The organism is Nostoc sp. (assembly GCF_036917275.1).
In the GTDB taxonomy this organism is placed as follows: Bacteria; Cyanobacteriota; Cyanobacteriia; order Cyanobacteriales; family Nostocaceae; genus Nostoc.
In genome coordinates this window covers 31,592-51,800 of sequence record NZ_JBALDF010000004.1, presented here as the reverse complement: position 1 = coordinate 51,800, position 20,209 = coordinate 31,592, and the positions used below count along the sequence as shown (strand labels likewise).

Sequence of the window (20,209 nt, the reverse complement as noted above, 5' to 3'; positions counted from 1 at the left end):
GGGAGCCAGTGCGTTTTTTTTCAAAAATAAAATCGTATTGGTATATATCTGTTGAGATTCTTGATCCAGTGTGTTCTATTAAAAGTTATTACAAAATTTAAATAGATTTTGTGCTCTATACACTTTCAGCTTAAAAAATTTGTAAGTGTTCAGGGGGTGCAAAAAAGACGGAAAACAATCCCCAAAATCAAGCAATAAAATTAGGCAGCATTCAAAAAGTCACAATCATCATCAGAAACAACTTGTGGAAGTAAAGATGGCGCAGTTTTAGCACTACGAGCAGCAACAATAGCCTGAGTCATAAACTCCAAAACATTTCGGTTCTGACACTTGAGAGTCGTAACCACAGTTAGCATCCGAGCCACAAAATTACTACCAGCTTCAGTTTGAGAGCCAAAACTAGTCCGCCGCCAGATCACGGCAGGACGAATAGCTCTTTCGGCTGCATTATTAGTCGGTTCAACGCCCTCAACAGTTACAAACAACCACATCGCAGATTCAAACTTTAAAAGTTGGCGACAAGTACGAACAGTTTTGGACAGGGGTGTTTTTTCCCGATAACCAATCTCGTAGTCAGCGGCTTGTTGCAATAAAATTAAGATTTGCTCCTTAATATCTTTGACTAATTCAATAAACTCATAACGCGCCAGAGTGCCGTCTCTAACTCGATGCCATAACTCAAATAATTTCTCCTGCTGTTTAATCAGCGCAATCCCTAATCCTGCGGAGACTCCTTTTCGTTCTGAGATTTTGATAAATTCCCGTCGGAGATGCGCCCAACATAATTGCCGACGTTCCAGCTCTACCCAGTTGTACGCACCGTGACGGTCGGAATTTAAAATCCCCCCAAAGTTTTCACCCAACAAGTTTTGAGCCGCTTGGGTGCAACGTGTTAGGGCAATTTCAAAAAATGTGACTAGGGGTGTAACAGCAACCCATAGCCAAGCCTTTCTTTGTTGGGGATTACAACCGTCGAGATTAGCTTGATTAAAGCTCGTTTCATCTGCTCCTACAACCTTTGAGCAATGGATGTATTGTTTTGCTTCATCCACACAAGTCGTAACTGCATCGCTAGCTTCAAACCTGAGTTTGTTTACGGTTCCCAGTGATATTGCTATCCCAAACACCTCTTGCATTGCACTTTGTACCATCCTTTGACTATTGCGATACACTCCACTCAGCAATGCGACAAGTGCTACTACTCTTACCCCGTAACCACTTGGATTCACCTCTAATGGTAATATTGCACGAGTCTTAGCATTACAGACAGTACAAGTCAATTGATGCAAACGATGTTCGATGACTATGGGAATGAGCGGTGGAATTTCTACTATTTGGTGACGATAGGGATTTGTATCTGACCCATTCAGGTTTGCTCCACAATTAGCACATTCTTCTGGATGATGATCTATGATTTCGCTACATTCTTCTATTGGGTATAAGTCTCGGCTATGGCCTTTATGACCTGGTTGACCACCTCGTTTTTTACTGCTTTTTTGTTTTTCTGACTTTTTTTCCAGCCCTGGTGGGTCACTTGATGGTGGTGATGATGAATTTTTTGATGTGCTATTTATTTTTTCTAATAACTGCTGCTGAACCAATAACAATTCAGCTTGTTGTTTTTCTAATATTTCTATTCGCTGACCCATCTTCTCCACCAGCTTTTTGACGCTGATTGGAGTTCTCTCCCAATCTTTGGGGGGTACTTCCTCTAAGTAACTTGGGTCATTTTCTTGCATAAATCTCACATTACCAGATTCTGGTTGCCATTTTTGGCGATCGCACTTCTACCCCCTGAACGGTTACAAAAATTTTGGTTTTTCCTGTTACGGTTGTTACTTCGTGATTGTTCAAGGGATATTATCATCCCTCAAAATGTGGACTTAGATACTATTTATAAATAGGACTTACGCAAAATATCTCTCAAACTCTGATTTCTCCGTGTCGCGCCAGTTGCTTCAAGTCGGGGAACCCGCCCAACGCACTGGCTTCTCTGCGCCTCTGCGGTTCGTTATTTCGTAACTCGTGCGTAAGTCCTAATAAAGTAAAAATAAAATTCTTGTAGCGGAGTCAGTGCCAAGTTCATGTTAAGAGAATTAAAGCAACTGGCGGCATTGGCCAAACAGAAAGTTGAACCAATGCCGCCAGTTGCTATCTGCTGTTTGGACAGTCTTAACAGATCACGCAGTTAGTTCTGTCTAAAATTAAATTTATTCGTCAATCTGCCAGGAATCCTTAGTTAATTCTTCATCCAGAATTTTCTTAGGACGAACGATGATGATAATTTGTCCTAGTAGAGGAATTTCTGGCTCACTTTCAAACCACTGAAAATCTAATTCACTACCATTTTCAACGACAAAATAGCTGGAGGCATCCCATTTTCGTTTGTCACGATCTACCACAACTACAACGGGCCCGATTTGGCTTTGGGTTTGGATGGGGAAGCGATCGCTATTCGCTAAAATCACTACTGGATCTTCTGCCGCTAACAGCACTTGCCAACCTGGTAATGGTACCCAAGCTTGCTCTCCAGAAAACTTGACTAGGCGAAATGGTTCAATTTCTGTGACTATGGGCACAGCTTGCAAGTCTTTCCGTGACAATGGCAACTCGCCTATGACGGGCAAGATTCGAGGTAATTGTTCTTCAATTTCCAGGCGGTAAAAGGGTAAAATTGGCGCTGGACGTTGGGGAACGGTAGTAAAATCAGTCAGTAGCTGTTCGATTTTTTGCCTTGCTGCTGGCGTGTGGGCAAAGCGTAAACCTTTAGCGATCAGGCGCGATCGCTGTTGTAAATCTGCATTTTGACGTGCCAGTTTCCAAACTTGGTGAGCAACAGCATCTCCCGGATGGGCAGAAAACCCTTCTGGCAAAGTGCGGAAATAGGAGAACTCTTTAATTGCTTTTGCTACTTCCTTCACCTCATCGGCGTCGATTTTGTGGACGAAGATCAGTTCGGCGGCGGCGGCGCGTTCTTCTTGAGTGAGCAAACGTAGTTCGTATAAAACATCACTGCCACGTGTGGCGTAGTGCGATCGCGTTGCTTCCGATACTCCAGAGTTTTCCAAAGAATTGTAAACTTGAGAACCAACAACCACCTGATTTTGTTGAATCGGCTCAAATCCAGTCGCCTCAAAAATGTCTTGGGGATTGTAACCGGTTTTTAGCAACGAGGCGATCGCCGTTCCCCATTCCACCCAGTTGCCTTGTTTTTGCCTCAGCCTTCGCAGTAACTCTTGTGCTACATCGTTGGTAGTATTTTCTTCGGGATTCTGAGCGTTGGGTGGTAGATCAGTCATAATCGGAGTGCGAGCTTCAACTTGAGAGGTTGATTAACACCTCATGAGCAAGTCTTATTCTAATCTATGAACTACCCAGACATACTGCCTTGAGTTCATCTGTAGAAACTTATTTCGACTTTAACTTTGTGGAATTTACAGATTGTCGGGTAGCACAGCTAGCTGTGGGTTGCATTCAAAGGAGGTTTGTTAAACTACCTCATCCATCATGACTGGAGTTTAGACTAGTTCCCGGTGCAAAACTCAGAAGGCTCATTCTATAAAGCCTAAAAACCAAGGTTTTAGTTCCCGGAAACATCTTAAATTCGTATCCTTATTTTTTTGAAATTTAGTTTCGCACCGGGAACTAGTCTAAACTCCAGTTATGACATGTTGCTCCCAGTCCCGATTAAGCAGAGCGCTGCAATCCATTAAGAGCTAGATCGAGAGTATCTGCTGAATTTGGAGAATAAGCGATATCTAGAGAAACACTACCTTCTATCGTCTGAGTGCCACCAATTAAAGGAGTTCTAGTACCTGTTGCAAAAGCTTTATCTGCTACATTAAACACCAAACGAGATGGGCTAGGATTGTCAGCTGAGTTAATATTAATGTCAATAATCTTTCCTGGGATTAACTTCAAGGTATTAAAAACAGCCCCAGCCTGAGCTTGGGCGTCTTTAACCGCTTCGCTAAGAACCTGCAAACGTGCCTGCTGCAATGCTTTGTCTGAGGCAGTGAAGCTTATATTCTGTATTAGATTCGCGCCTGCTTGGATAGCTGTGTCAATTGCTGCCCCAGCTCGAGCCGTTGGTAACTCAAACTGAAGTGTGTTGAGTTCTGTAAAGCCAGTTAGGGTTTGAGTATCATTATAGACAGGATTTAGTTGAATAGATGTAGTTTGAAGTTGTTGCGCCCCAAGCTTTTGCAGCACATCAACTACTGCTGTTGAACGTTGAGCAGTTTTTTCTTGAACTTCGGTTGCGGTTTTTCCGTCTACTTGAATCCCCAATTGCACCTCAGTTAAAGTAGTGGGAACGGTGACTTCTCCTTTACCAGTAACTTTCAATATTTGAGCAGTGTTTGGATTAGTTCTACCAGTCAGGGGATCGACGATCGCAAAAGTCGGTTTACTCGCACCTGTGAGATTATGAGTAGCTACTGAATTTGGAGAATAACCGATATCTAGAGAAACGCTACCTTTTATCGTCTGAGGACTACCAATTATAGGAGTTGTAGCAATTCTTGGAGCGTTCGCTGTTGCATTAAACACCAAAGGAGATGGGCTAGGATTGTCAGCTGAGTTAATATTAATGTCAATAATCTTTCCTGGGGTTAACTTCAAGGTATTAAAAACAGCCCCAGCCTGAGCTTGGGCGTCTTTAACCGCTTCGCTAAGAACCTGCAAACGGGCCTGCTGCAATGCTTTGTCTGAGGCAGTGAAGCTTATATTCTGTATTAGATTCGCGCCTGCTTGGATAGCTGTGTCAATTGCTGCCCCAGCTCGAGCCGTTGGTAACTCAAACTGAAGTGTGTTGAGTCCTGTAAAGCCAGTTAGGGTTTGAGTATTATCTTTATAGCTATAGACGGGATTTAGTTGAATAGATGTAGTTTGAAGTTGTTGTGCCCCAAGCTTTTGCAGCACATCAACTACTGCTGTTGAACGTTGAGCAGTTTCTTGTTGAACTTCGGTTGCGGTTTTTCCGTCTACTTGAATCCCCAATTGCACCTCAGTTAAAGTAGTGGGAACGGTGACTTCTCCTTTACCAGTAACGTTCAATATCTGAGCAGTGTTTGGATTAGTGCTACCAGTCAGGGGATCGACGATCGCAGGAGCCTTCCCACTCACAACTGTAAGATTATTTGTGTTAACCATCTTATTCTCCTTGCTTAAATGATGTTTGAAACCTGTTGATGTTTTAATCTGATGCGTAGATGCGGTTGACTATTACCAGCGATCGCTTTCATAAGCTGTTACGCAAATAAGATTGTATATTTACTCTTGAGGTTGTCATTAGTCATTTGTATCTCAAAGGACAGATGACCAATTGACAAAGGGACAGTCTTAACGCTTGCAATGTACAATCTAGACGCGCATCAGCTTAATTTCTCCGTAAATGATGGGCAGATTGCATAAAACTTTCAACACCAAACTATAAATCAATCCAGTTCACGAATAATTTCATGGGCGATCCATCTGGTAAATGCACTGCCACAAAATAGCGATCGCTGTTCTGGGAATTAAACTGGTGCTATGCCGAAAATCAAGAAGTGCGACACCGAATAGCCCGCCAACTCTACCAGACGCTTTGCTCCCGCTTGCTTCCACGTACCACTTCGTAGAAGCAAGCTACGCATAGCGTCCCGCTCTTAAGTGGTACGGCATCGCTTAACCAGCGTAGTTACTAGACAGAAATTATGGGGATTTTTTAAAACTATAATTGACTGTGTACTTTTTAAATATGTCATTAAAATGTCAATGTTGTGTCAACTCAGATAATCAGCACTCCATCCACAACAGGGCAAACGCATAATGTCAACAAACTGATTTTGTTCTCAATAAGCTTCAAAATAGTCCTAACAATAACTTCAAATTATCAGTAAAAGCAATCTGGTCTTGGATGTAGAAACCATAAGATGTATTGTTTTCATCACGATTATTGTGATTAACGGGAATAAATTTTTAGACGTTTTTCCTTCCTAAGCCTTTATATAATTAAGTCATGAGGTGACTTTAAAGTTTCTAGAAATCACCTCATGAGAAATTACTACAGTTTTGGCTAAACAAATCTAAAAATTTACTACAAAAAGCAGTGTATTTTTGAGTATCCGCAGAGATATAAAAGTCAAAATCATAAAGACTTTAAAAGTTTTTTTGAAACATTGTTTTCAATGATGCGATGATTAACTAAAAAAGTTACGATTCTATTCTGACTCGGATTCAAATGCAACAAGCCTCTAACTCTAATGGCGACGCACGCCCAAAACATCGACATTGGCTTTGGTACGCTTTTGGGACGTTAGTTGGTTTATTCGGCTTATATGGACTGGTAAGTTATGTAGTTTTACCAGCACTGTGGCGTCACTACGAACATAATCCCAAGTTGGAACATTCTCCAAAAACGACGCAAACGCTAGAAGGCATCTCTGGAGATCCTCTGAATATTGGATTTGTTGGTACAACAGCAGAAGTAGTGCAAATGCTATTAGCAGCAGGTTGGTATCCGGCAGACCCCATCACTTTACGCTCAAGTGCTGGGATTGCTAAAAGTGTTCTCCTAAAGCATTCTTACCCAACTGCACCTGTGAGTAATTTATATTTATGGGGACGCAAGCAAGATTTGGCTTTTGAACTCCCCGTAGGCAATAGTGCCAAGCAGCGACATCACGTGCGCTTGTGGCAATCGAACGACTTGAGTAGCGATAATAGACCTCTGTGGTTAGGTTCAGCAACATTTGATCAAAGCGTTGAACTTAGCCACACTACAGGACAGATTACTCACCACATTGATGGAAACATTGATCTTCAAAGAGATAGCCTGATTAAAAGTATTGCTTCAACACATCAGATTGTTAGCTTATATCAAGTGACTGGTGTCGGAGCTACGTGGCTAGCTCATAATGGAGGAGGCGACGGATATTACACAGATGGAGAATTAACTATTTGTGTACTTTCAGCCAACAGTATTGTACAAACAAAACCCTATAATCAATCGCCCAATCCAGAGCCAGTTAAGATCAAAAATCAAGTCTGGTTGTTATTAAGACATTTGCTAAGAAGTTAAGCAAAAATAAATTGAACTTTTCATGCATTGGGGATGTCTGTCAGGACAACACGATTAATCATTGGCAGTCGTTGGTTAAATTGAATTTATCAGAGAGGGGATACTTCATAATTATTTACTTTTTCAAAGTTCTGAAATCCTTGAAAATACGTCACAAGAGAAGTGACATACTCCTACACTGACTGAGTACAGTACAGTGTAGGCTTCTCACCAAATCCAGCTATTGCTTCGGATACTCGATGAGCTTTAAAGACGGGATGACCCTCCGCCTTATTCTTTATATTTACGGCTGCATTATGATCGCGGTCAAGACTGCATTTACAATTAGGACAATCGTGCCATCTTTCATGCAACTTTTTGGGAACTTTCACCCCGCAACTAGAACAATCTTGTGACGTACCTGATGGATTCACTGCAATTACCAATAACCCAGCATTTTCGGCTTTGGTTGTCAGTATCGACAAGAAGCTTGACCATCCAGCATCATGCACAGACTTGGCTAGCATGGAGCGAGAAAGACCTTTGACGTTTAAATCTTCGTGAAGTACAACATCATATTTTTTTAGTAGATTATTTGCGGTTTTAAAGTGAAAATCTTTGCGCTTATCAGCTACTTTTTTGTGTTGTTTAGCAACTTGCTTAATAGCTTTATTGCGACGAATACTTCCTTTTTTACGGCGTGAGATGCGTTTTTGAATGACCCGCAATCGCTTCTGAGCCTTGCGATACTGTTGAGGAATTGAAACAACATTACCATCGGAAGTTGCTAAAAACTCTTTTAAACCGAGGTCAATGCCTGTAATCGAGTCTGCATTGAAATCAGGCTTAATGCTTGGGACTGTCGCATCTTCAAGGCTTAAAGTTAAATAATATCCATCAGCTTTTTTGGTAACAGATGCAGTCTTGATTTTAAAACCATCTGGAATAGGGCGATGCAAAATAACTTTAACTATGCCGAACATCGGCAAAGTAATCAGATTGCTTTGCAGACACCCATCCTTTATTTGCGGATAGGTAAACGTGCGGTAACGGTCGCGTGACTTAAACCGAGGTCGCCCACTTCGTTTTCCATTGCTATCGTCTTTTAAAAAACGGTCAAACGTCGCCTTAACTCGTTTAACTATATCTTGTAGCACCTGCGAGTAAATTTCACCGTACCAAGGATGAGTCTTTTTAAGTTGTGGTAACGTTTTCTTTTGTGAGTAATAGTCTGGGTTATCCCGCAACTCTGGTATATGGCAGACAAGAGGGCAAGCGTTAATCGGTGAGCGATTACGCTCGTACCAATCAAATCTATCAGCCAACAAATAGTTATATTGGGCGCATAACATAGACAACCATCTATCTATTTCAATGGCTTGTTTTGTTGTTGGTCGTAGCTTGTATTGGTACGCTGTCCTCAATTGTCTACCCTCAAGCATCAAAACTATAATACCATGTAAGTGACAACAACGGGTAGACAAATATGAAAACTACTAGGCTAAATGTCAGGATGTCTGAACGCAGATTAAACAAGCTTCGCTCTTATGCTGTAATGAAAGATAAATCAGTTACGCAGATAGTAGAAGACTGGGTTGACAGACTGCCAAATCTAGAGAGTGTTAAAAATAGCGCTGACCCCCTCCCTATCAATCCTACGGATTGAATTGGTCGGAGGTCGCGTTATTTTTAACCGCCTTATATCTCGCCACTGACTTGGAGTACCGAGTACAGTGGGAGGCTTACGGCGTAATAGCTAAAAGCTGTTAACAGGTTATCTCCTACAGAGATGCAATGGCATAGAGCGTCCGCATGAAGTGCGATCGCAGACGCGATTTTAACAGAATTGGTAGGGCGATGAGCAGGAGCGAAAGCAGAATGGATTAATTTGGTCAGTTTTAAAACAACTGCCTTTGCCCTGTTTAGATCACTTAGGCGCACGGAAACCAGCAAGTTGTGCTGTATTCGCATCTTTAAAACAAATATCCGGCTTCACTTTTTCATAATCTAAGGTTTTGGGTAGGTGATAAATGTTGCCTCTCTTATTCGTAATCTTGCCTTTTACCTCTGCATCACTTGGGCAAGTTGTTTGGTTTTGTGGTTTCACCCCTAGATTTTGTGCTGCTGCTAAAACTGCTGTTTTATTCCCCGCCGATGCTAGCTTCTTAGAGCTAGAAGTTGTATTTCCAGAGATAGGACTAGCTGCTGCACTAGAGGCAGGATTAGCTGCTGTACTAGAGGCAGGACTAGCTGGAGCAACAGCAGTTGGTGTTTGAGGCGTAGTACTACTAGATTCTTCAGGTTTTTTACCACAGCTACTTAGGATCAGCACTGTAAATAACATCACTACCATGCTCAGTTGACGAGGTTTAAGTTGATTGTTCATGCGGTTAATTCTCTAATATTTAATTCCCAATATTTTATGCGATACTGACTTCATCACTCTGCACATCACTAGCGCCACTCACCCCCCTGGCAGTCTCCACCAATTGTGCCAATATCTCTTGTGTTGCTACTTCTCCCTTTAAAACTACGCTACTCCCTAACTGAGCAACATAGACAGAATCAATCTCATCAAATTGTGAATCTTCGTCAAAAGCTAGGGCGACTCTTTTTGCTAAACCACTTTGGTCATATTCTCCATTTAGTCCGACTCGTTCCAGAGGAATAGTTTCCCCCGATTCGGAATTATCAGCAATTAGAGTCGGATCTGGGTTAACTTGAGCATCTTCTGGTTTTTCCTGTCCAAACAGTCTTTGTAACCAACCCATAACTGTAATCTCTCTGCGAATATAGATTTAAATACAGTTAATTATTGCACTGATCTGCGCTATAAACGCTCAACAGCAGTCTCACAGTTCTAAAATCAGTCACTGTCAGGTTTGTTATCTGAATCTATCAGTGCTTAGTACGATAAATTATTTGACCACAACAAAAAATTATCAGTCAACCCATGCATAGACCAATGTTGCATGAGTTCTTTGCGATTGAACGTACTTTGTTTACTATTGATATCTCCGGCGAACTGGATGTGAGTTGATTAGGAAACTGACTCCAACTGTCCAGCCTAATGCCACCATCCATCCGGCTAATACATCACTTGGATAATGGACTCCTAGATACAAACGTGTCCAACCAATTATTAAGACAAACAAGGTTCCTATAATCACAACAAACCAACGCCAACGGCTGTTCCAACTCAAAATAATCAAAACTGCCACCAAAGTCATACTAGCCATCGCATGACCACTCGGAAAGCCATAATCAAATTCTGGAGCAGGTGTTACCCACAGATGAGGACGTGCCCGGTGCAGCAACCGCTTCACTGTCTGATTAATGATTATACTGCCCACCGAGGCTGTGAGTAAGAATTCTAAAGCACGCCACCTTTGTCGAATCAGCAACAACAGCGAAATCATTGCTGCTGCTGGGAATACCCCCCAAAACACTCCAAGCTTTGTCAAGTATGAGACAAAAACATCTAGTTTCGGTTGAGCAGTGCTGTGAATAGCTAATAATAGGGGAACATCAAAGGTAAATCCACCTTGTTTCCAAACATCCTCTGCTAAGTCCCCAAATATCAGTAAGGGAATAAATCCGCCAAGCAGTAGGAGCAGTACTGCCCGGAGGCTGCTGGTGAGGCGCATTAACTTGCTCCTGCATTAATTAATTAATCTTTCTCTAATCCTAGCGGCGTAAGTAGTCAAACAGAATTAATTACCGAAAAACTGGGTTTAAAGCCCCGTCCTGTAAGGACGGCTTTTTATTGCATTTTGATTAATATTATACCGGATATGGTAGTATAAGATAGGAGGTGAAACGATGCTAGTTTTTGAGTTTAAAGCTTATGGAAAGTCAACCCAGTTAACAGCGATAGATGATGGAATTCGGACTGCCAAGTTCATTCGCAATAGTTGTATTCGGCTATGGATGGATGTTCCAGGTATAGGTAAAAACGATTTGCAGAAGTATTGTGCTGTACTTGCAGCTAACTTTCCCTTTGCTAATGAACTCAATTCAATGGCTAGACAAGCTTCTGCCGAACGAGCATGGTCTTCTATCTCTCGGTTTTATGACAACTGCAAGAAGGATATTCTGGGTTTAAAAGGATATCCCCAATTTCAGAAAGACTGTCGAACTGTAGAATACAAAACGTCAGGATGGAAGCTTGCAGATAATCGTAAATCAATAACTTTCACTGATAAAAAGGGGATTGGAAGACTAAAACTCAAAGGAACTCGTGACTTGCACTTCTACCAAATTAACCAGATTAAACGGGTGAGATTGGTAAAACGTGCCAATGGTGTGTATGTTCAATTTTGCATTGATGTAGACCGTTCTGAAAACATAGAGCCGACTGGTAACACAGTCGGGTTAGACGTAGGGCTTAAGGAATATTACACCGACTCTAATGGGGTAATGATTGAAAACCCGAAATTTCTCCGCAAGGGGGAAAAGGTTGTCAAGCGTTGGCAGCGTCGAGTTTCAACAAAGGTGAAAGGTTCAAAGAATCGGGGCAAGGCTAGGCAGATTTTAGGAAAATGCCATCTCAAAATAAGTAGGCAACGCAAAGACCATGCTGTGAAATTAGCACGGTGCGTAGTTCAGTCTAACGACTTGATAGCTTATGAAGATTTGAGGATTAAAAACATGGTAAAAAATCATTGTTTAGCCAAGTCCATCAATGATGCATCTTGGTATCAGTTCCGTGTTTGGGTTGAGTACTTTGGCAAAGTATTCAAGCGGGTCACGGTTGCGGTTAACCCGCAATACACAAGTCAAGAATGCTCTCTTTGCGGTGAAGTTGTAAAGAAAACACTATCTATGAGAACGCACGTTTGTAAGTGTGGGTGCGTGATGGATAGGGATGAGAACGCAGCGAGAATAATCCTTAGTCGAGGGTTGAGTACCGTAGGGCATACGGGAACTTTTGCACTTGATGCAAGTAACGCTTGGGGAGATGGGGCCTCTACTCATGTTGGTAAAAACCTGCAAGAGCAAGCACTGTCTTAGATCCAAGAATCCCCGTGCGTTTACGCCGGGGAGTGTCAAATCGCAATTCTTGACTAGGCAAGATTCACGATTTTTGACAGAATTCTTGGTAATCTAGTTTTACTTGCTTAGAGTAGCTGATTGCATACTCAAGAATTTGATTACGCCAATCAGATAAGTGAGCAAACTTGATTAAATCATCTGCGATCGCAGAACCTTGTCTACCACCACTGCGTAATTGATCCCACGCTGTGACTTCACCCATTGTCTGCATCAACTTATTTAAGCGTTCTAGCTTTCCATCCCACGCCTGTAGACTCACCCGATCTTCTTCTGGCTGTAACTCTCGTAAAACATAAGATTTATTGCCGTCAACTATCACCCCCAAAAGAGCAGGTGGCGTTCCTTGCACCCGTTGTTGGATAGCTACTACCCGTGCAGATTCACTCGACCAATCCGGCTGAGGTAGTGTTAAATAGGGTTGTAATGAGGAAGTTTCTGTTAACTTCAAATCTAATAGATAATTGCCATCAGGAGAACCTTTTCCTTCTACCAAAACTGCATAACGTTCTAACCCTAAACTACCTGTACCAGCGATTCGTAGTTGTACATCTAAAACTTGATAAAAATTCGCATCTTTTTGTGTAGATTTTTGCCAAGTTGAGATGAGTTCTCTGATCCTTTGCTGTTCTGCTTCTGTGGCTTCCATAATGCGTTTATTATCAATAATTAAGTGTCGCTTACCTTTCTTTTCCTTTGTGTGTTTATCTAAAAAGTCTTGGCGAAGGCGGGTTTTTAAACTTTTTAATAAATCTTTTACTAAGCCCAAAGCGGTTTTATTTTCTACACTTCTAGCAATACCTTTAGCTAACGTATTGCTGTAAGCATCAAGAAAAGAATTGTTTAAATGCAATGCTTCTGATTCATTCACCTTCAGCGAGTGAGAGCCAACTATCATACTGGTAATAAACCTCGCCAAATCCCAAGTGCAAGGAGCAAGACATGCTTCATCAAAATCATTAATATCAAAGTAAACTAATCGATTATCACCTTTATAACTACCAAAGTTTTCCAGGTGTAAGTCGCCACAAATCCATACTGGCGGGGCTGCATTCAGTAGTAAATCTTTGGGGAAGTCTTCGTAAAATAAATGACACGTCCCACGATAAAAAGTAAAAATATCAGAACGCATTGCTTTATATTTTAATTCAAGTAGTTTTGGGTTGCGTCCTTCGTTAAAGCGATGAATTCTGTCAATGATATTGTTTGTCATGATTTTTGGCTCTTGAAATGAATGGTCTGGTGACTTATCATTACCCATTGATGGCAGAGTAAAGCCACAAATCGCCCAAGGGAAGCGATCGCCTTCCAATGGGAACTATAAAAATGGCGGTTACTGATAAATGTTACCAAAATTTGTATGAGAACTCTTCAACAATCACCCTCACTTAGGGCAGCATTCCAACAAAAAATCGACACCAAAAAATCTACCAAACACCAAGAAATTCATGAAACATTAGGTGATGGCTTTTTGGGTGGGTTGGGTTCATTCATGTTTGAAGTTAACCAAGCCACAAATAAATTCAAAGGCAATATGGGGGAATGGGGAGTATCGCTACTTTTGCAATCTTTCCCCGATACATGGGTGATATTTAATAATGCTTTAATCCCTACTAACTCAGGCTCTCTAACAGAAATCGACCATCTAATTATCGGTGAGGGTGGTGTTTTTTTAGTAGAAGTCAAAACCTGGAAAGGGTCATTTAGTGCCTACAAAGATAAATGGAAACGACGCGAGGGTAACAACTGGGTAGTAGTTGACAATAGTCCGACTTCTCAAAGTGTTTACCATCAAAAAATGTTTAGTCAGTGGATTACTTCATTAATACCTAACCTTTATGATGGGTTTGTTGCGGCTCCAGTAGTCTTTCCAATTGCTAAATGGATAGGAACGAATGATTGCTCAGTTCCAGTTTTACAAGGTATTCCTGCACTGCTACAGATGATAAACAGTTCTCCTGATTGTTTAACACCAATGCAAGTACAAGCAATTGCCCAAGCCGTTGAAAACTTGACATTTACTACAAATACTACCTCAATTCATAAACCGATTCCTAAGCCCAAACCTGTTAAACGCCAGAATCCTACAAGTTGAGTAAGTGCGATCGCCCCCCACTTCGAGAACCGAATTGCCCTCCCATCAACCAAAGAAAAATTCTTAGAGGAAAATGGCTTATAGGGTAATAGATGCGATCGCTCTGCTATCAATTAAAGTACTTTTGCTGCCACTTTACAAGCGTGCTGTACTCAACACGAGTGGTAAATTTGGATGAGCGAAAAATTATTCAACAATGAAATATTTATTTAAGTATTTATTAGTTATTCTATTTACTTATTATATTTAGGTTGACTTCTTATAATTATTCTATCTGCTTTCTGCTGAGCTTCTTGAATACTATTCATCCGCTCAATTTGAACTTTGTATCCAGGCAGATAATTTTTATCATTTTGTAGATGCTTTTGAATAGTCGTGTGAACTGCTCCTTTCTTCGCTACTCCTGTATAATTATTTTTCCCTCCTTCAGTTAAAATTTTATAGACTACAGGTCTATCATTTAATAATTGACTAATTCCCTCAATAGTGAGATTTACAGTTTTTGTTTTAGGTTTTGAATCTTTAGAACTCTCTGATGCACTACTACGCTGGGTAAGAGTCATTTGATGAGGTTTCTGTTTGTTGACATCAGATGCTTTGACAGGACGTTTTGAGCGGTTACCTTTCGGTGTAGACTTGAGAACCAAAGCATCTGAATCAGCAATTTGAAGCTTCTCTATGAGAAGCTGAGCAAATTGTTGTGGTGGCAATTCTTGTAAATTGATATAAGCAACTGTTGAGCGAACACCTGGAATTTTTGTGTTATCAAACCGGGCTGGAAGAATATACTCTTCATTTTTCTGAAATGCACGAGCTTGAGCGCTTTCACGCTCATGATTAGTCCAATTCTTCTTTCGATAATATTGCGAAATGAACATAACACAAAAACGTGCTTTATTACAGTAAACATCATCCAGGTGAGTGTACAAGTCCTTACCCCAAAAATTAACCTGCTCAAATACATCATAAAAAACTTTAATATTAGAATTTTTGAGGTTATTTGCAACTGCATCAACGTACTTTCGGTCTTCACCTGCAAAAGAAAACGCAAACTCGTATTCGTATACTTTCATCACAATTAGCTAAGTCTTTTCTCTACAATTTAAGCAATGTTGGTTTCCCAATAAAAAGTACCAGTATCTATATTGCCTGTACTACTATTTCTTTTAAAGAAATCAACAGATGCAATTTTGGCTATTACATTGGTAAAATTTAGTGTAATTGATAATTTCCTCTTTTAAACTACTACTTCTAGCACCAAAGATTGCAGAAAATATTGGTTAATTAGTCAAATACTTTTCCAACAAATCCTTACCGCGATCGCCCATCTCGTGCATCTGCGCCTCAATCTTTTCCATTGCCAAAGGTGATGGTTTAGCACGTCCATTCTCCCAACGGTTAATTGTTGGGTAAGTGACACCTAAAGTAGCTGCAAACTGTTCTTGCGTTAGTCCAGTCAAAAGCCTGAGTTCACGAATGAGCTTGCCAACTTCTGGCTGGTTGATGACTAGGGGCTTTTTTGTGGTCATCTAGCTTCTGAACTCAAATAACAAACTTGATGTAACACTTGATATATCATTTGACACATTTTAACTACACCAAGGCTGGTGCGCTCTCCGCAAATACTCGGAAAATTTTTTGGCTCCACAAGATTCAACGCGCTTTTGTTCAACTGAAAATGCATAGAATGCAATAACTTCGTTAAGCTGCGCGGATCGCACCCCATCACCCTTACCAACAAAACAAAATCCCCGCACTTAATCGGCGGGGACTGTGGCTTTCTCTAAGCAGTTTTATTGATACAAATGCACTATAAGCGGTGGCGAAAGACAAGCGATGGCTACGGTTTTTGCTAGATTACGCTGTTTGGCAAGAGAACTTATACAAGCGATTGCGGTCAGGCGATCGCATCCTTACTTCCAGCATCACGCCTTGTAATCGGTACGAGTCGCCCCACATGGGGTAATGACCATTCATAGGTGTAGTGGTCATTTGAAGTGAGATTAATTATTACGAAAGACAAAAGTATGCTTCAATGTAGCATAAATTATCTGAATCTATTACGCTCCCATGAATGACGCGCCCTCTGCCACTCATTGCTAACTTACCGCGCTGCTTACAGCACCCTTAAGGGCTGCAATTCCCTGTTCAATGCTAGCCCAGATACCCATGTCAGGTTCCTTACCGGCTATCTCTCGCGTTCCGACGAAGTAAAGAACACCTTTAAGAATCTCTTGGTGAGCGCGATTTTCAAAATTAACTCGGTTGAGCGGTTCCATCAAATTTTGAAGATCATCATTCAAGGACTGGGCAACCTTGTGTAGAACCAGCCCGGTCATTGTCTGTTGATGCTTTAGCAACTCAAGCTGTAAGTACTTGTCATACAGAGTTAGCTCGGAGCCGCTCATCATTTGGCTTACCTTCTGGGCATGTTGAGTAGTAATGTCGCGAGGTTCTGCTGCATTGTCGTATTTAGAAACAACTGCTTCGATGATGCCGAGATTTTCGCGATCGGTGCTGATCATTTTTTCGAGCCGCTCGCAAATCGTATTGTCGTCCGTCTGTTCTATTAACTTTTGCTCACTTTCCAAGAGAACATTCTGAAAAAGCTTTAGATCGGCAAGCTTAGTCGCTATATTTGTCACATCAGCCATTATTATTAACTCCAGACTACAGGTTTTATCGGTTATGAGAAGCTCTCCTCACTTTTTCCATATTCTCGTGAGGTTGAAGTAAGTCTGTCCCTCTTCAGAAAGATTTATATCAAGTTCGTCGTAGCAGGCTATCAACGCTGAATGGCACGAATCAAAGCGGAAATCCTTGCCAGATGGAGATTACATTTCATGAATGAATAGTCAGGCGATAGCCCTTGGTGGGCACTCCGTGCCATCGCGCATCCCCATAACCACGCCTCAATATCAGTAGCCGCCTGATTAGCTACTTGCACCGCGTCATCCATGCTGTAGGCGTAGGTCATAGTTTTAGTTCCACATTCAAATTAGATAGTACGATTGTATTATTAAGTTGATATAGAAAATTGAGTTATGCACCTTCTGTGGTTTCGCCGAGACTTACGTTTAACTGATAACGAAATTGTCACATTAGCAACTGCTAACGGTGCAGCAGTAAAACCATTCTTCATTATTGACCCTTGGTTTTATACCTGGACTGATGTTGGAACTGCCAGAGTTAGGTTCTTATTTGAGTCTTTGGAAAACCTTAACTCTAATCTCCAAAAGTTAGGCAGTCAATTATACTTATTTGAAGGTAATTCTATAGACATAGTGCAAGGCTTAACAAAGCAGTTAATCGAGCATGGATATAACCCGAAGCTTTTCTTTAACCGTGATGTGCAGGTAGAGTATGGTATCAACCGGGATAAAAGTATAGTTGATTTTTACGAACAGTTAAACCTTGATTATCACATTGGACTAAACAACTTTCTACAATCCGCAGAGCAACGTGATCAGTGGTTTAATGAGTACTATACCTATCAAAGACAACCTCAATATCCAATCCCTCAAACTATTAACACACCGCAACTGACTCTCAATTTACCACAACTAACGTTTGAAGAACTTAAACAGAAGTATCACAGTTTTTGGGCAGTCGATCAAGTTTACTTTCCAGGGGGTGAGACACAAGCAAAATCCAAACTGGACTCATTTCTCAAAAAAAGATATTACGGATACCATTGGAAACTTTCTCGCCCAATGCTCTCACAGCTTGGAGCAACATCTCATCTATCACCACATCTAACTTTTGGGACTATTTCAACTCGCACTGTTTACCAAAGTACTAAAGCTAGAGCAGAAGAATTAAAAACTCAACCCAAGGCAGAATTCTCCCTCAAAGCATTTCGTGACCGTCTACGCTGGCACGATAGTTTTACACAACGCCTTTATTTTTATCCAGAAATAGCTTATAAAAACCGCTACCCGGAATTTGATGAATGGTATACACCCCTGGAGCTACCACCAGAAAAACAAGAACTGTTTCATGCTTGGCAGGAGGGAATGACAGGCTTTCCCCTGGTAGATGCCAGTATGCGACAACTAAAAACTATGGGTTGGATGAACTTTCGCATGAGGGCAATGTGTGCCACATTTTTAACTATTAATTGTGGTATTTCCTGGCATCATGGCGCTAGACATTATATGAACTATTTAGTAGATGGAGATTTAGCAATTGATAATTGGCAGTGGCAAATGCAAGCTGGTGTTACTAATCCTTTAAGTGATACTTTTCGCATATATAACCCAAATAAGAATATTCCCGAAAAAGACCCAGACCTCAAATTTATTTACTATTGGGTAAGCGAACTAAAAGCTTACAGTCTACCAGAAATTATTCAAGGTAAATATATTGGCAATAGTTCTTATCCACAAACTATTTTAGATTGGGCTAAAACCCGCAAAGTTAATGGTAAAATCATCTCTGACCTTCGGAAAAAAGTAAGAGAAAGATTAACTCTCGATGGTGGAACAGAATATGAAAGTGCAGTTGCAGCTAAAGAAACAGTAAATAAATACTGGCAACATAAAGATAGGGAGTACAAAGAATTCAAGAAATTAGAGGCAGAACTAGAGTAAACCAATAGCAGGTTTTAATACTGCTAATCACGCTCTCCATCTTTGTATAAAAATCTCACAGTCCGATGGCGTATCCGCCCTTACATGTGGCGATCGCCCCATAAAATTCTTAGAGGATTCTTAGAGGAAAAGTTGCACACTTTCTGGAGCGTAGTTTACATACGTTGGCATCACACATAAGTGGGCGGGTACGCCATCGCACCCCCATTAAGCAAGTATCATAGCTAACCAAAGAAAATCAAGCGAGGAAAAATTGCCTTTCCAGCGATCGCCCAGAAAGCAGATAGGAGGAAAAACATTATCGTCTACTCACTGCGTTTGATTAAAGGGGCGGATTCTACCAAAGAAGCACCTAACGAGTAACAACTGCTACGAACATTCTCTGGTACTGACAACACAGCTACATTGTGGGGAGATGTAAATCCCTCTTTGAAATCAATGCAACTTTTCACAATTGTCCATGAATCTTCAATAGCTGTGGGTAAATGTTCGTCAAATCTTCTATAATTTTGCTCTCGTAGTTTCTTCAAAGATGCTAAAAACCGCGCCTTTTGTTTGGCGTGTGACTGGCGGCTTTCACAAATCTTACGAGCTGCGTCCAATACTTTTTTCTCGTCCCAATCTGTGATTTCTTTTACATCTGCAATACATTCATTCACTGTGAGTCGTGTGGGGTGTGAGTTGCCATCTAAATTGGGGTTTGCTGCCCAAGTCTGGATTGTACCTGAAACAAGTATGGTAATTAGTACAGCCAAAAATCCCAAAATCACATTTTTACAGACAATTTTAATCATAATTTCGCTTTTTATAAGTAATCTTATTACAATTAAATCTTTAATAGAGTGTCAATCAGATCAACTTTTGGGATGATACTGTGTGAGGTGCGTAGTTTACATACGTTGGCATCGCCTCATTAAATGGGAACCCTGAATAGAGTTGCGTTTCTCACCCTCATGAAATTCTTAAACTTCCTCAAACCCAAACCAGCCCAGCCAACTATTGAAAGCTATGGGCAACTAAACTCTCATGTTGAGCCAGAGCAAATTCAATCACTGATGGAATGGTTGGAGAGCTAGTCTGCTAAATGCGGGTTACTTGGGAAAAGCGCAGATTATTTGGTACGACAGCGATAACCCAGACTCCAGCCTAGAGCAAAAAGTTAAAAAAGTTGTGCGTTCTGGTGAGCCAATTTTTTTGTACCGTTGCGGTGGTAGGGTGTCGCCGCCGCCTACTGGGTACTGCTGGCGGATGATGAACGAACATCCATCAATGCGGATTTATCAGTTAGAGCTTAAGGATGGAGAGTGATAAGGTTTTCAGTTCTTGCCCAAGTGGGAGCGATCGCTCAAGTTTCCTCTCTACAAGACGCAATCATGCGAACGCTTGAATGCTCATTAGGCGATGGCGTGACGCAAGAGCGTAGCTGAT

23 protein-coding genes are annotated in these 20,209 nt (G+C 41.1%); 8 read left to right on the top strand and 15 right to left on the bottom strand.

What is annotated here, in order from left to right; all coding sequences use genetic code 11:
- Nucleotides 1-200: 200 nt before the first annotated feature.
- The 4 genes from tnpC to V7K35_RS01325 all read right to left on the bottom strand — a co-directional run bounded on the left by tnpC (nucleotide 201) and on the right by V7K35_RS01325 (nucleotide 5,607).
- Complete coding sequence (tnpC, locus tag V7K35_RS01340; RefSeq protein WP_335075738.1) at nucleotides 201-1,739, bottom strand: IS66 family transposase; 1,539 nt, start codon at nucleotides 1,737-1,739, stop codon at nucleotides 201-203.
- Nucleotides 1,740-2,210: 471 nt separating this feature from the next.
- Entirely contained in the window at nucleotides 2,211-3,299 is a 1,089-nt protein-coding gene (locus V7K35_RS01335) for a RuBisCO accumulation factor 1 (protein WP_335075736.1), read from the bottom strand.
- Between the two features lie 388 nt (nucleotides 3,300-3,687).
- Nucleotides 3,688-5,154 carry an SIMPL domain-containing protein gene (locus V7K35_RS01330; RefSeq protein WP_335075734.1) on the bottom strand — a complete coding sequence of 489 codons (1,467 nt, stop codon included), beginning with the start codon at nucleotides 5,152-5,154 and terminating at the stop codon, nucleotides 3,688-3,690.
- Between the two features lie 306 nt (nucleotides 5,155-5,460).
- Entirely contained in the window at nucleotides 5,461-5,607 is a 147-nt protein-coding gene (locus V7K35_RS01325; protein ID WP_335075732.1) for a hypothetical protein, read from the bottom strand.
- A gap of 616 nt (nucleotides 5,608-6,223) precedes the next feature.
- On the opposite strand from V7K35_RS01325, the gene V7K35_RS01320 reads away from it, so the two are divergent.
- Nucleotides 6,224-7,063 (top strand): LssY C-terminal domain-containing protein, encoded by an 840-nt coding sequence (locus V7K35_RS01320; protein ID WP_335075730.1) that lies wholly within the window; start codon nucleotides 6,224-6,226, stop codon nucleotides 7,061-7,063.
- Nucleotides 7,064-7,236: 173 nt separating this feature from the next.
- Here V7K35_RS01320 and V7K35_RS01315 read toward each other — a convergent pair whose 3' ends face one another.
- Nucleotides 7,237-8,466: an RNA-guided endonuclease InsQ/TnpB family protein gene (locus V7K35_RS01315; RefSeq protein WP_335075728.1), complete on the bottom strand. Its 1,230-nt coding sequence runs from the start codon at nucleotides 8,464-8,466 to the stop codon at nucleotides 7,237-7,239.
- Between the two features lie 62 nt (nucleotides 8,467-8,528).
- On the opposite strand from V7K35_RS01315, the gene V7K35_RS01310 reads away from it, so the two are divergent.
- Nucleotides 8,529-8,708, top strand: coding sequence for a hypothetical protein (locus V7K35_RS01310; protein ID WP_335075726.1), 180 nt, complete (start codon nucleotides 8,529-8,531; stop codon nucleotides 8,706-8,708).
- A 261-nt stretch (nucleotides 8,709-8,969) separates the two neighbouring features.
- On the opposite strand, the gene V7K35_RS01305 is transcribed toward V7K35_RS01310, so the two are convergent.
- The 3 genes from V7K35_RS01305 to V7K35_RS01295 all read right to left on the bottom strand — a co-directional run bounded on the left by V7K35_RS01305 (nucleotide 8,970) and on the right by V7K35_RS01295 (nucleotide 10,689).
- Complete coding sequence (locus tag V7K35_RS01305) at nucleotides 8,970-9,428, bottom strand: sunset domain-containing protein (RefSeq protein WP_335075724.1); 459 nt, start codon at nucleotides 9,426-9,428, stop codon at nucleotides 8,970-8,972.
- A 34-nt stretch (nucleotides 9,429-9,462) separates the two neighbouring features.
- Entirely contained in the window at nucleotides 9,463-9,813 is a 351-nt protein-coding gene (locus tag V7K35_RS01300; protein ID WP_334795973.1) for a phospholipid-binding protein, read from the bottom strand.
- 234 nt (nucleotides 9,814-10,047) lie between these two features.
- On the bottom strand, nucleotides 10,048-10,689 hold the full coding sequence (locus V7K35_RS01295) for a phosphatase PAP2 family protein (RefSeq protein ID WP_335075722.1): 642 nt from the start codon (nucleotides 10,687-10,689) through the stop codon (nucleotides 10,048-10,050).
- A gap of 175 nt (nucleotides 10,690-10,864) precedes the next feature.
- On the opposite strand from V7K35_RS01295, the gene V7K35_RS01290 reads away from it, so the two are divergent.
- Nucleotides 10,865-12,055 (top strand): RNA-guided endonuclease InsQ/TnpB family protein, encoded by a 1,191-nt coding sequence (locus tag V7K35_RS01290; RefSeq protein WP_335075720.1) that lies wholly within the window; start codon nucleotides 10,865-10,867, stop codon nucleotides 12,053-12,055.
- Between the two features lie 64 nt (nucleotides 12,056-12,119).
- Here V7K35_RS01290 and V7K35_RS01285 read toward each other — a convergent pair whose 3' ends face one another.
- Nucleotides 12,120-13,307 (bottom strand): DUF2252 domain-containing protein, encoded by a 1,188-nt coding sequence (locus V7K35_RS01285; RefSeq protein ID WP_335075718.1) that lies wholly within the window; start codon nucleotides 13,305-13,307, stop codon nucleotides 12,120-12,122.
- A gap of 147 nt (nucleotides 13,308-13,454) precedes the next feature.
- Between V7K35_RS01285 and V7K35_RS01280 the strand changes: the two genes are divergently transcribed.
- Nucleotides 13,455-14,189 carry a nuclease-related domain-containing protein gene (locus V7K35_RS01280; protein ID WP_335075716.1) on the top strand — a complete coding sequence of 245 codons (735 nt, stop codon included), beginning with the start codon at nucleotides 13,455-13,457 and terminating at the stop codon, nucleotides 14,187-14,189.
- Nucleotides 14,190-14,422: 233 nt separating this feature from the next.
- Here the strand turns inward: V7K35_RS01280 and V7K35_RS01275 are convergent, their stop codons facing one another.
- The 5 genes from V7K35_RS01275 to V7K35_RS01255 form a co-directional block, all read right to left on the bottom strand.
- Nucleotides 14,423-15,262: a toll/interleukin-1 receptor domain-containing protein gene (locus tag V7K35_RS01275; RefSeq protein ID WP_335075714.1), complete on the bottom strand. Its 840-nt coding sequence runs from the start codon at nucleotides 15,260-15,262 to the stop codon at nucleotides 14,423-14,425.
- Nucleotides 15,263-15,469: 207 nt separating this feature from the next.
- Nucleotides 15,470-15,718, bottom strand: a complete 249-nt coding sequence (locus tag V7K35_RS01270; RefSeq protein ID WP_335075713.1) for a helix-turn-helix domain-containing protein — start codon at nucleotides 15,716-15,718, stop codon at nucleotides 15,470-15,472.
- A gap of 368 nt (nucleotides 15,719-16,086) precedes the next feature.
- On the bottom strand, nucleotides 16,087-16,212 hold the full coding sequence (locus V7K35_RS01265) for a hypothetical protein (protein ID WP_335075711.1): 126 nt from the start codon (nucleotides 16,210-16,212) through the stop codon (nucleotides 16,087-16,089).
- Between the two features lie 76 nt (nucleotides 16,213-16,288).
- Complete coding sequence (locus tag V7K35_RS01260; protein ID WP_335075709.1) at nucleotides 16,289-16,843, bottom strand: hemerythrin HHE cation-binding protein; 555 nt, start codon at nucleotides 16,841-16,843, stop codon at nucleotides 16,289-16,291.
- Nucleotides 16,844-16,974: 131 nt separating this feature from the next.
- Nucleotides 16,975-17,166, bottom strand: coding sequence for a hypothetical protein (locus tag V7K35_RS01255; RefSeq protein ID WP_335075707.1), 192 nt, complete (start codon nucleotides 17,164-17,166; stop codon nucleotides 16,975-16,977).
- Between the two features lie 67 nt (nucleotides 17,167-17,233).
- Here V7K35_RS01255 and V7K35_RS01250 point away from each other — a divergent pair, with 67 nt between their 5' ends.
- Nucleotides 17,234-18,781, top strand: a complete 1,548-nt coding sequence (locus tag V7K35_RS01250; RefSeq protein WP_335075705.1) for an FAD-binding domain-containing protein — start codon at nucleotides 17,234-17,236, stop codon at nucleotides 18,779-18,781.
- A gap of 305 nt (nucleotides 18,782-19,086) precedes the next feature.
- Here the strand turns inward: V7K35_RS01250 and V7K35_RS01245 are convergent, their stop codons facing one another.
- On the bottom strand, nucleotides 19,087-19,575 hold the full coding sequence (locus tag V7K35_RS01245; protein WP_335075703.1) for a hypothetical protein: 489 nt from the start codon (nucleotides 19,573-19,575) through the stop codon (nucleotides 19,087-19,089).
- A 159-nt stretch (nucleotides 19,576-19,734) separates the two neighbouring features.
- Between V7K35_RS01245 and V7K35_RS01240 the strand changes: the two genes are divergently transcribed.
- The 3 genes from V7K35_RS01240 to V7K35_RS01230 are packed head-to-tail and all read left to right on the top strand — an operon-like array spanning nucleotide 19,735 to nucleotide 20,208.
- On the top strand, nucleotides 19,735-19,857 hold the full coding sequence (locus V7K35_RS01240; RefSeq protein ID WP_335075701.1) for a hypothetical protein: 123 nt from the start codon (nucleotides 19,735-19,737) through the stop codon (nucleotides 19,855-19,857).
- A gap of 19 nt (nucleotides 19,858-19,876) precedes the next feature.
- Nucleotides 19,877-20,089 (top strand): hypothetical protein, encoded by a 213-nt coding sequence (locus V7K35_RS01235; protein ID WP_335075699.1) that lies wholly within the window; start codon nucleotides 19,877-19,879, stop codon nucleotides 20,087-20,089.
- A complete protein-coding gene (locus V7K35_RS01230; RefSeq protein WP_335075697.1) occupies nucleotides 20,086-20,208 on the top strand; it encodes a hypothetical protein in 123 nt (40 codons plus the stop codon). Before V7K35_RS01235 ends, V7K35_RS01230 begins: the two co-directional genes overlap by 4 nt.
- The last annotated feature ends 1 nt before the right edge of the window (nucleotide 20,209 follow it).

Excerpts from the sequence above, each read along its gene's own strand:
- V7K35_RS01275 (WP_335075714.1), bottom strand. The coding sequence starts at position 15,262 with ATGAAAGTATACGAATACGAGTTTGCGTTTTCTTTTGCAGGTGAAGAC.
- V7K35_RS01330 (WP_335075734.1), bottom strand. The coding sequence starts at position 5,154 with ATGGTTAACACAAATAATCTTACAGTTGTGAGTGGGAAGGCTCCTGCG.
- V7K35_RS01285 (WP_335075718.1), bottom strand. The coding sequence starts at position 13,307 with ATGACAAACAATATCATTGACAGAATTCATCGCTTTAACGAAGGACGC.
- V7K35_RS01305 (WP_335075724.1), bottom strand. The coding sequence starts at position 9,428 with ATGAACAATCAACTTAAACCTCGTCAACTGAGCATGGTAGTGATGTTA.
- V7K35_RS01260 (WP_335075709.1), bottom strand. The coding sequence starts at position 16,843 with ATGGCTGATGTGACAAATATAGCGACTAAGCTTGCCGATCTAAAGCTT.
- V7K35_RS01270 (WP_335075713.1), bottom strand. The coding sequence starts at position 15,718 with ATGACCACAAAAAAGCCCCTAGTCATCAACCAGCCAGAAGTTGGCAAG.
- V7K35_RS01280 (WP_335075716.1), top strand. The coding sequence starts at position 13,455 with ATGAGAACTCTTCAACAATCACCCTCACTTAGGGCAGCATTCCAACAA.
- V7K35_RS01310 (WP_335075726.1), top strand. The coding sequence starts at position 8,529 with ATGAAAACTACTAGGCTAAATGTCAGGATGTCTGAACGCAGATTAAAC.
- V7K35_RS01295 (WP_335075722.1), bottom strand. The coding sequence starts at position 10,689 with ATGCGCCTCACCAGCAGCCTCCGGGCAGTACTGCTCCTACTGCTTGGC.
- V7K35_RS01290 (WP_335075720.1), top strand. The coding sequence starts at position 10,865 with ATGCTAGTTTTTGAGTTTAAAGCTTATGGAAAGTCAACCCAGTTAACA.
- V7K35_RS01245 (WP_335075703.1), bottom strand. The coding sequence starts at position 19,575 with ATGATTAAAATTGTCTGTAAAAATGTGATTTTGGGATTTTTGGCTGTA.
- V7K35_RS01320 (WP_335075730.1), top strand. The coding sequence starts at position 6,224 with ATGCAACAAGCCTCTAACTCTAATGGCGACGCACGCCCAAAACATCGA.
- V7K35_RS01240 (WP_335075701.1), top strand. The coding sequence starts at position 19,735 with ATGAAATTCTTAAACTTCCTCAAACCCAAACCAGCCCAGCCAACTATT.
- V7K35_RS01335 (WP_335075736.1), bottom strand. The coding sequence starts at position 3,299 with ATGACTGATCTACCACCCAACGCTCAGAATCCCGAAGAAAATACTACC.
- V7K35_RS01300 (WP_334795973.1), bottom strand. The coding sequence starts at position 9,813 with ATGGGTTGGTTACAAAGACTGTTTGGACAGGAAAAACCAGAAGATGCT.
- V7K35_RS01255 (WP_335075707.1), bottom strand. The coding sequence starts at position 17,166 with ATGACCTACGCCTACAGCATGGATGACGCGGTGCAAGTAGCTAATCAG.
- tnpC (WP_335075738.1), bottom strand. The coding sequence starts at position 1,739 with ATGCAAGAAAATGACCCAAGTTACTTAGAGGAAGTACCCCCCAAAGAT.
- V7K35_RS01250 (WP_335075705.1), top strand. The coding sequence starts at position 17,234 with ATGCACCTTCTGTGGTTTCGCCGAGACTTACGTTTAACTGATAACGAA.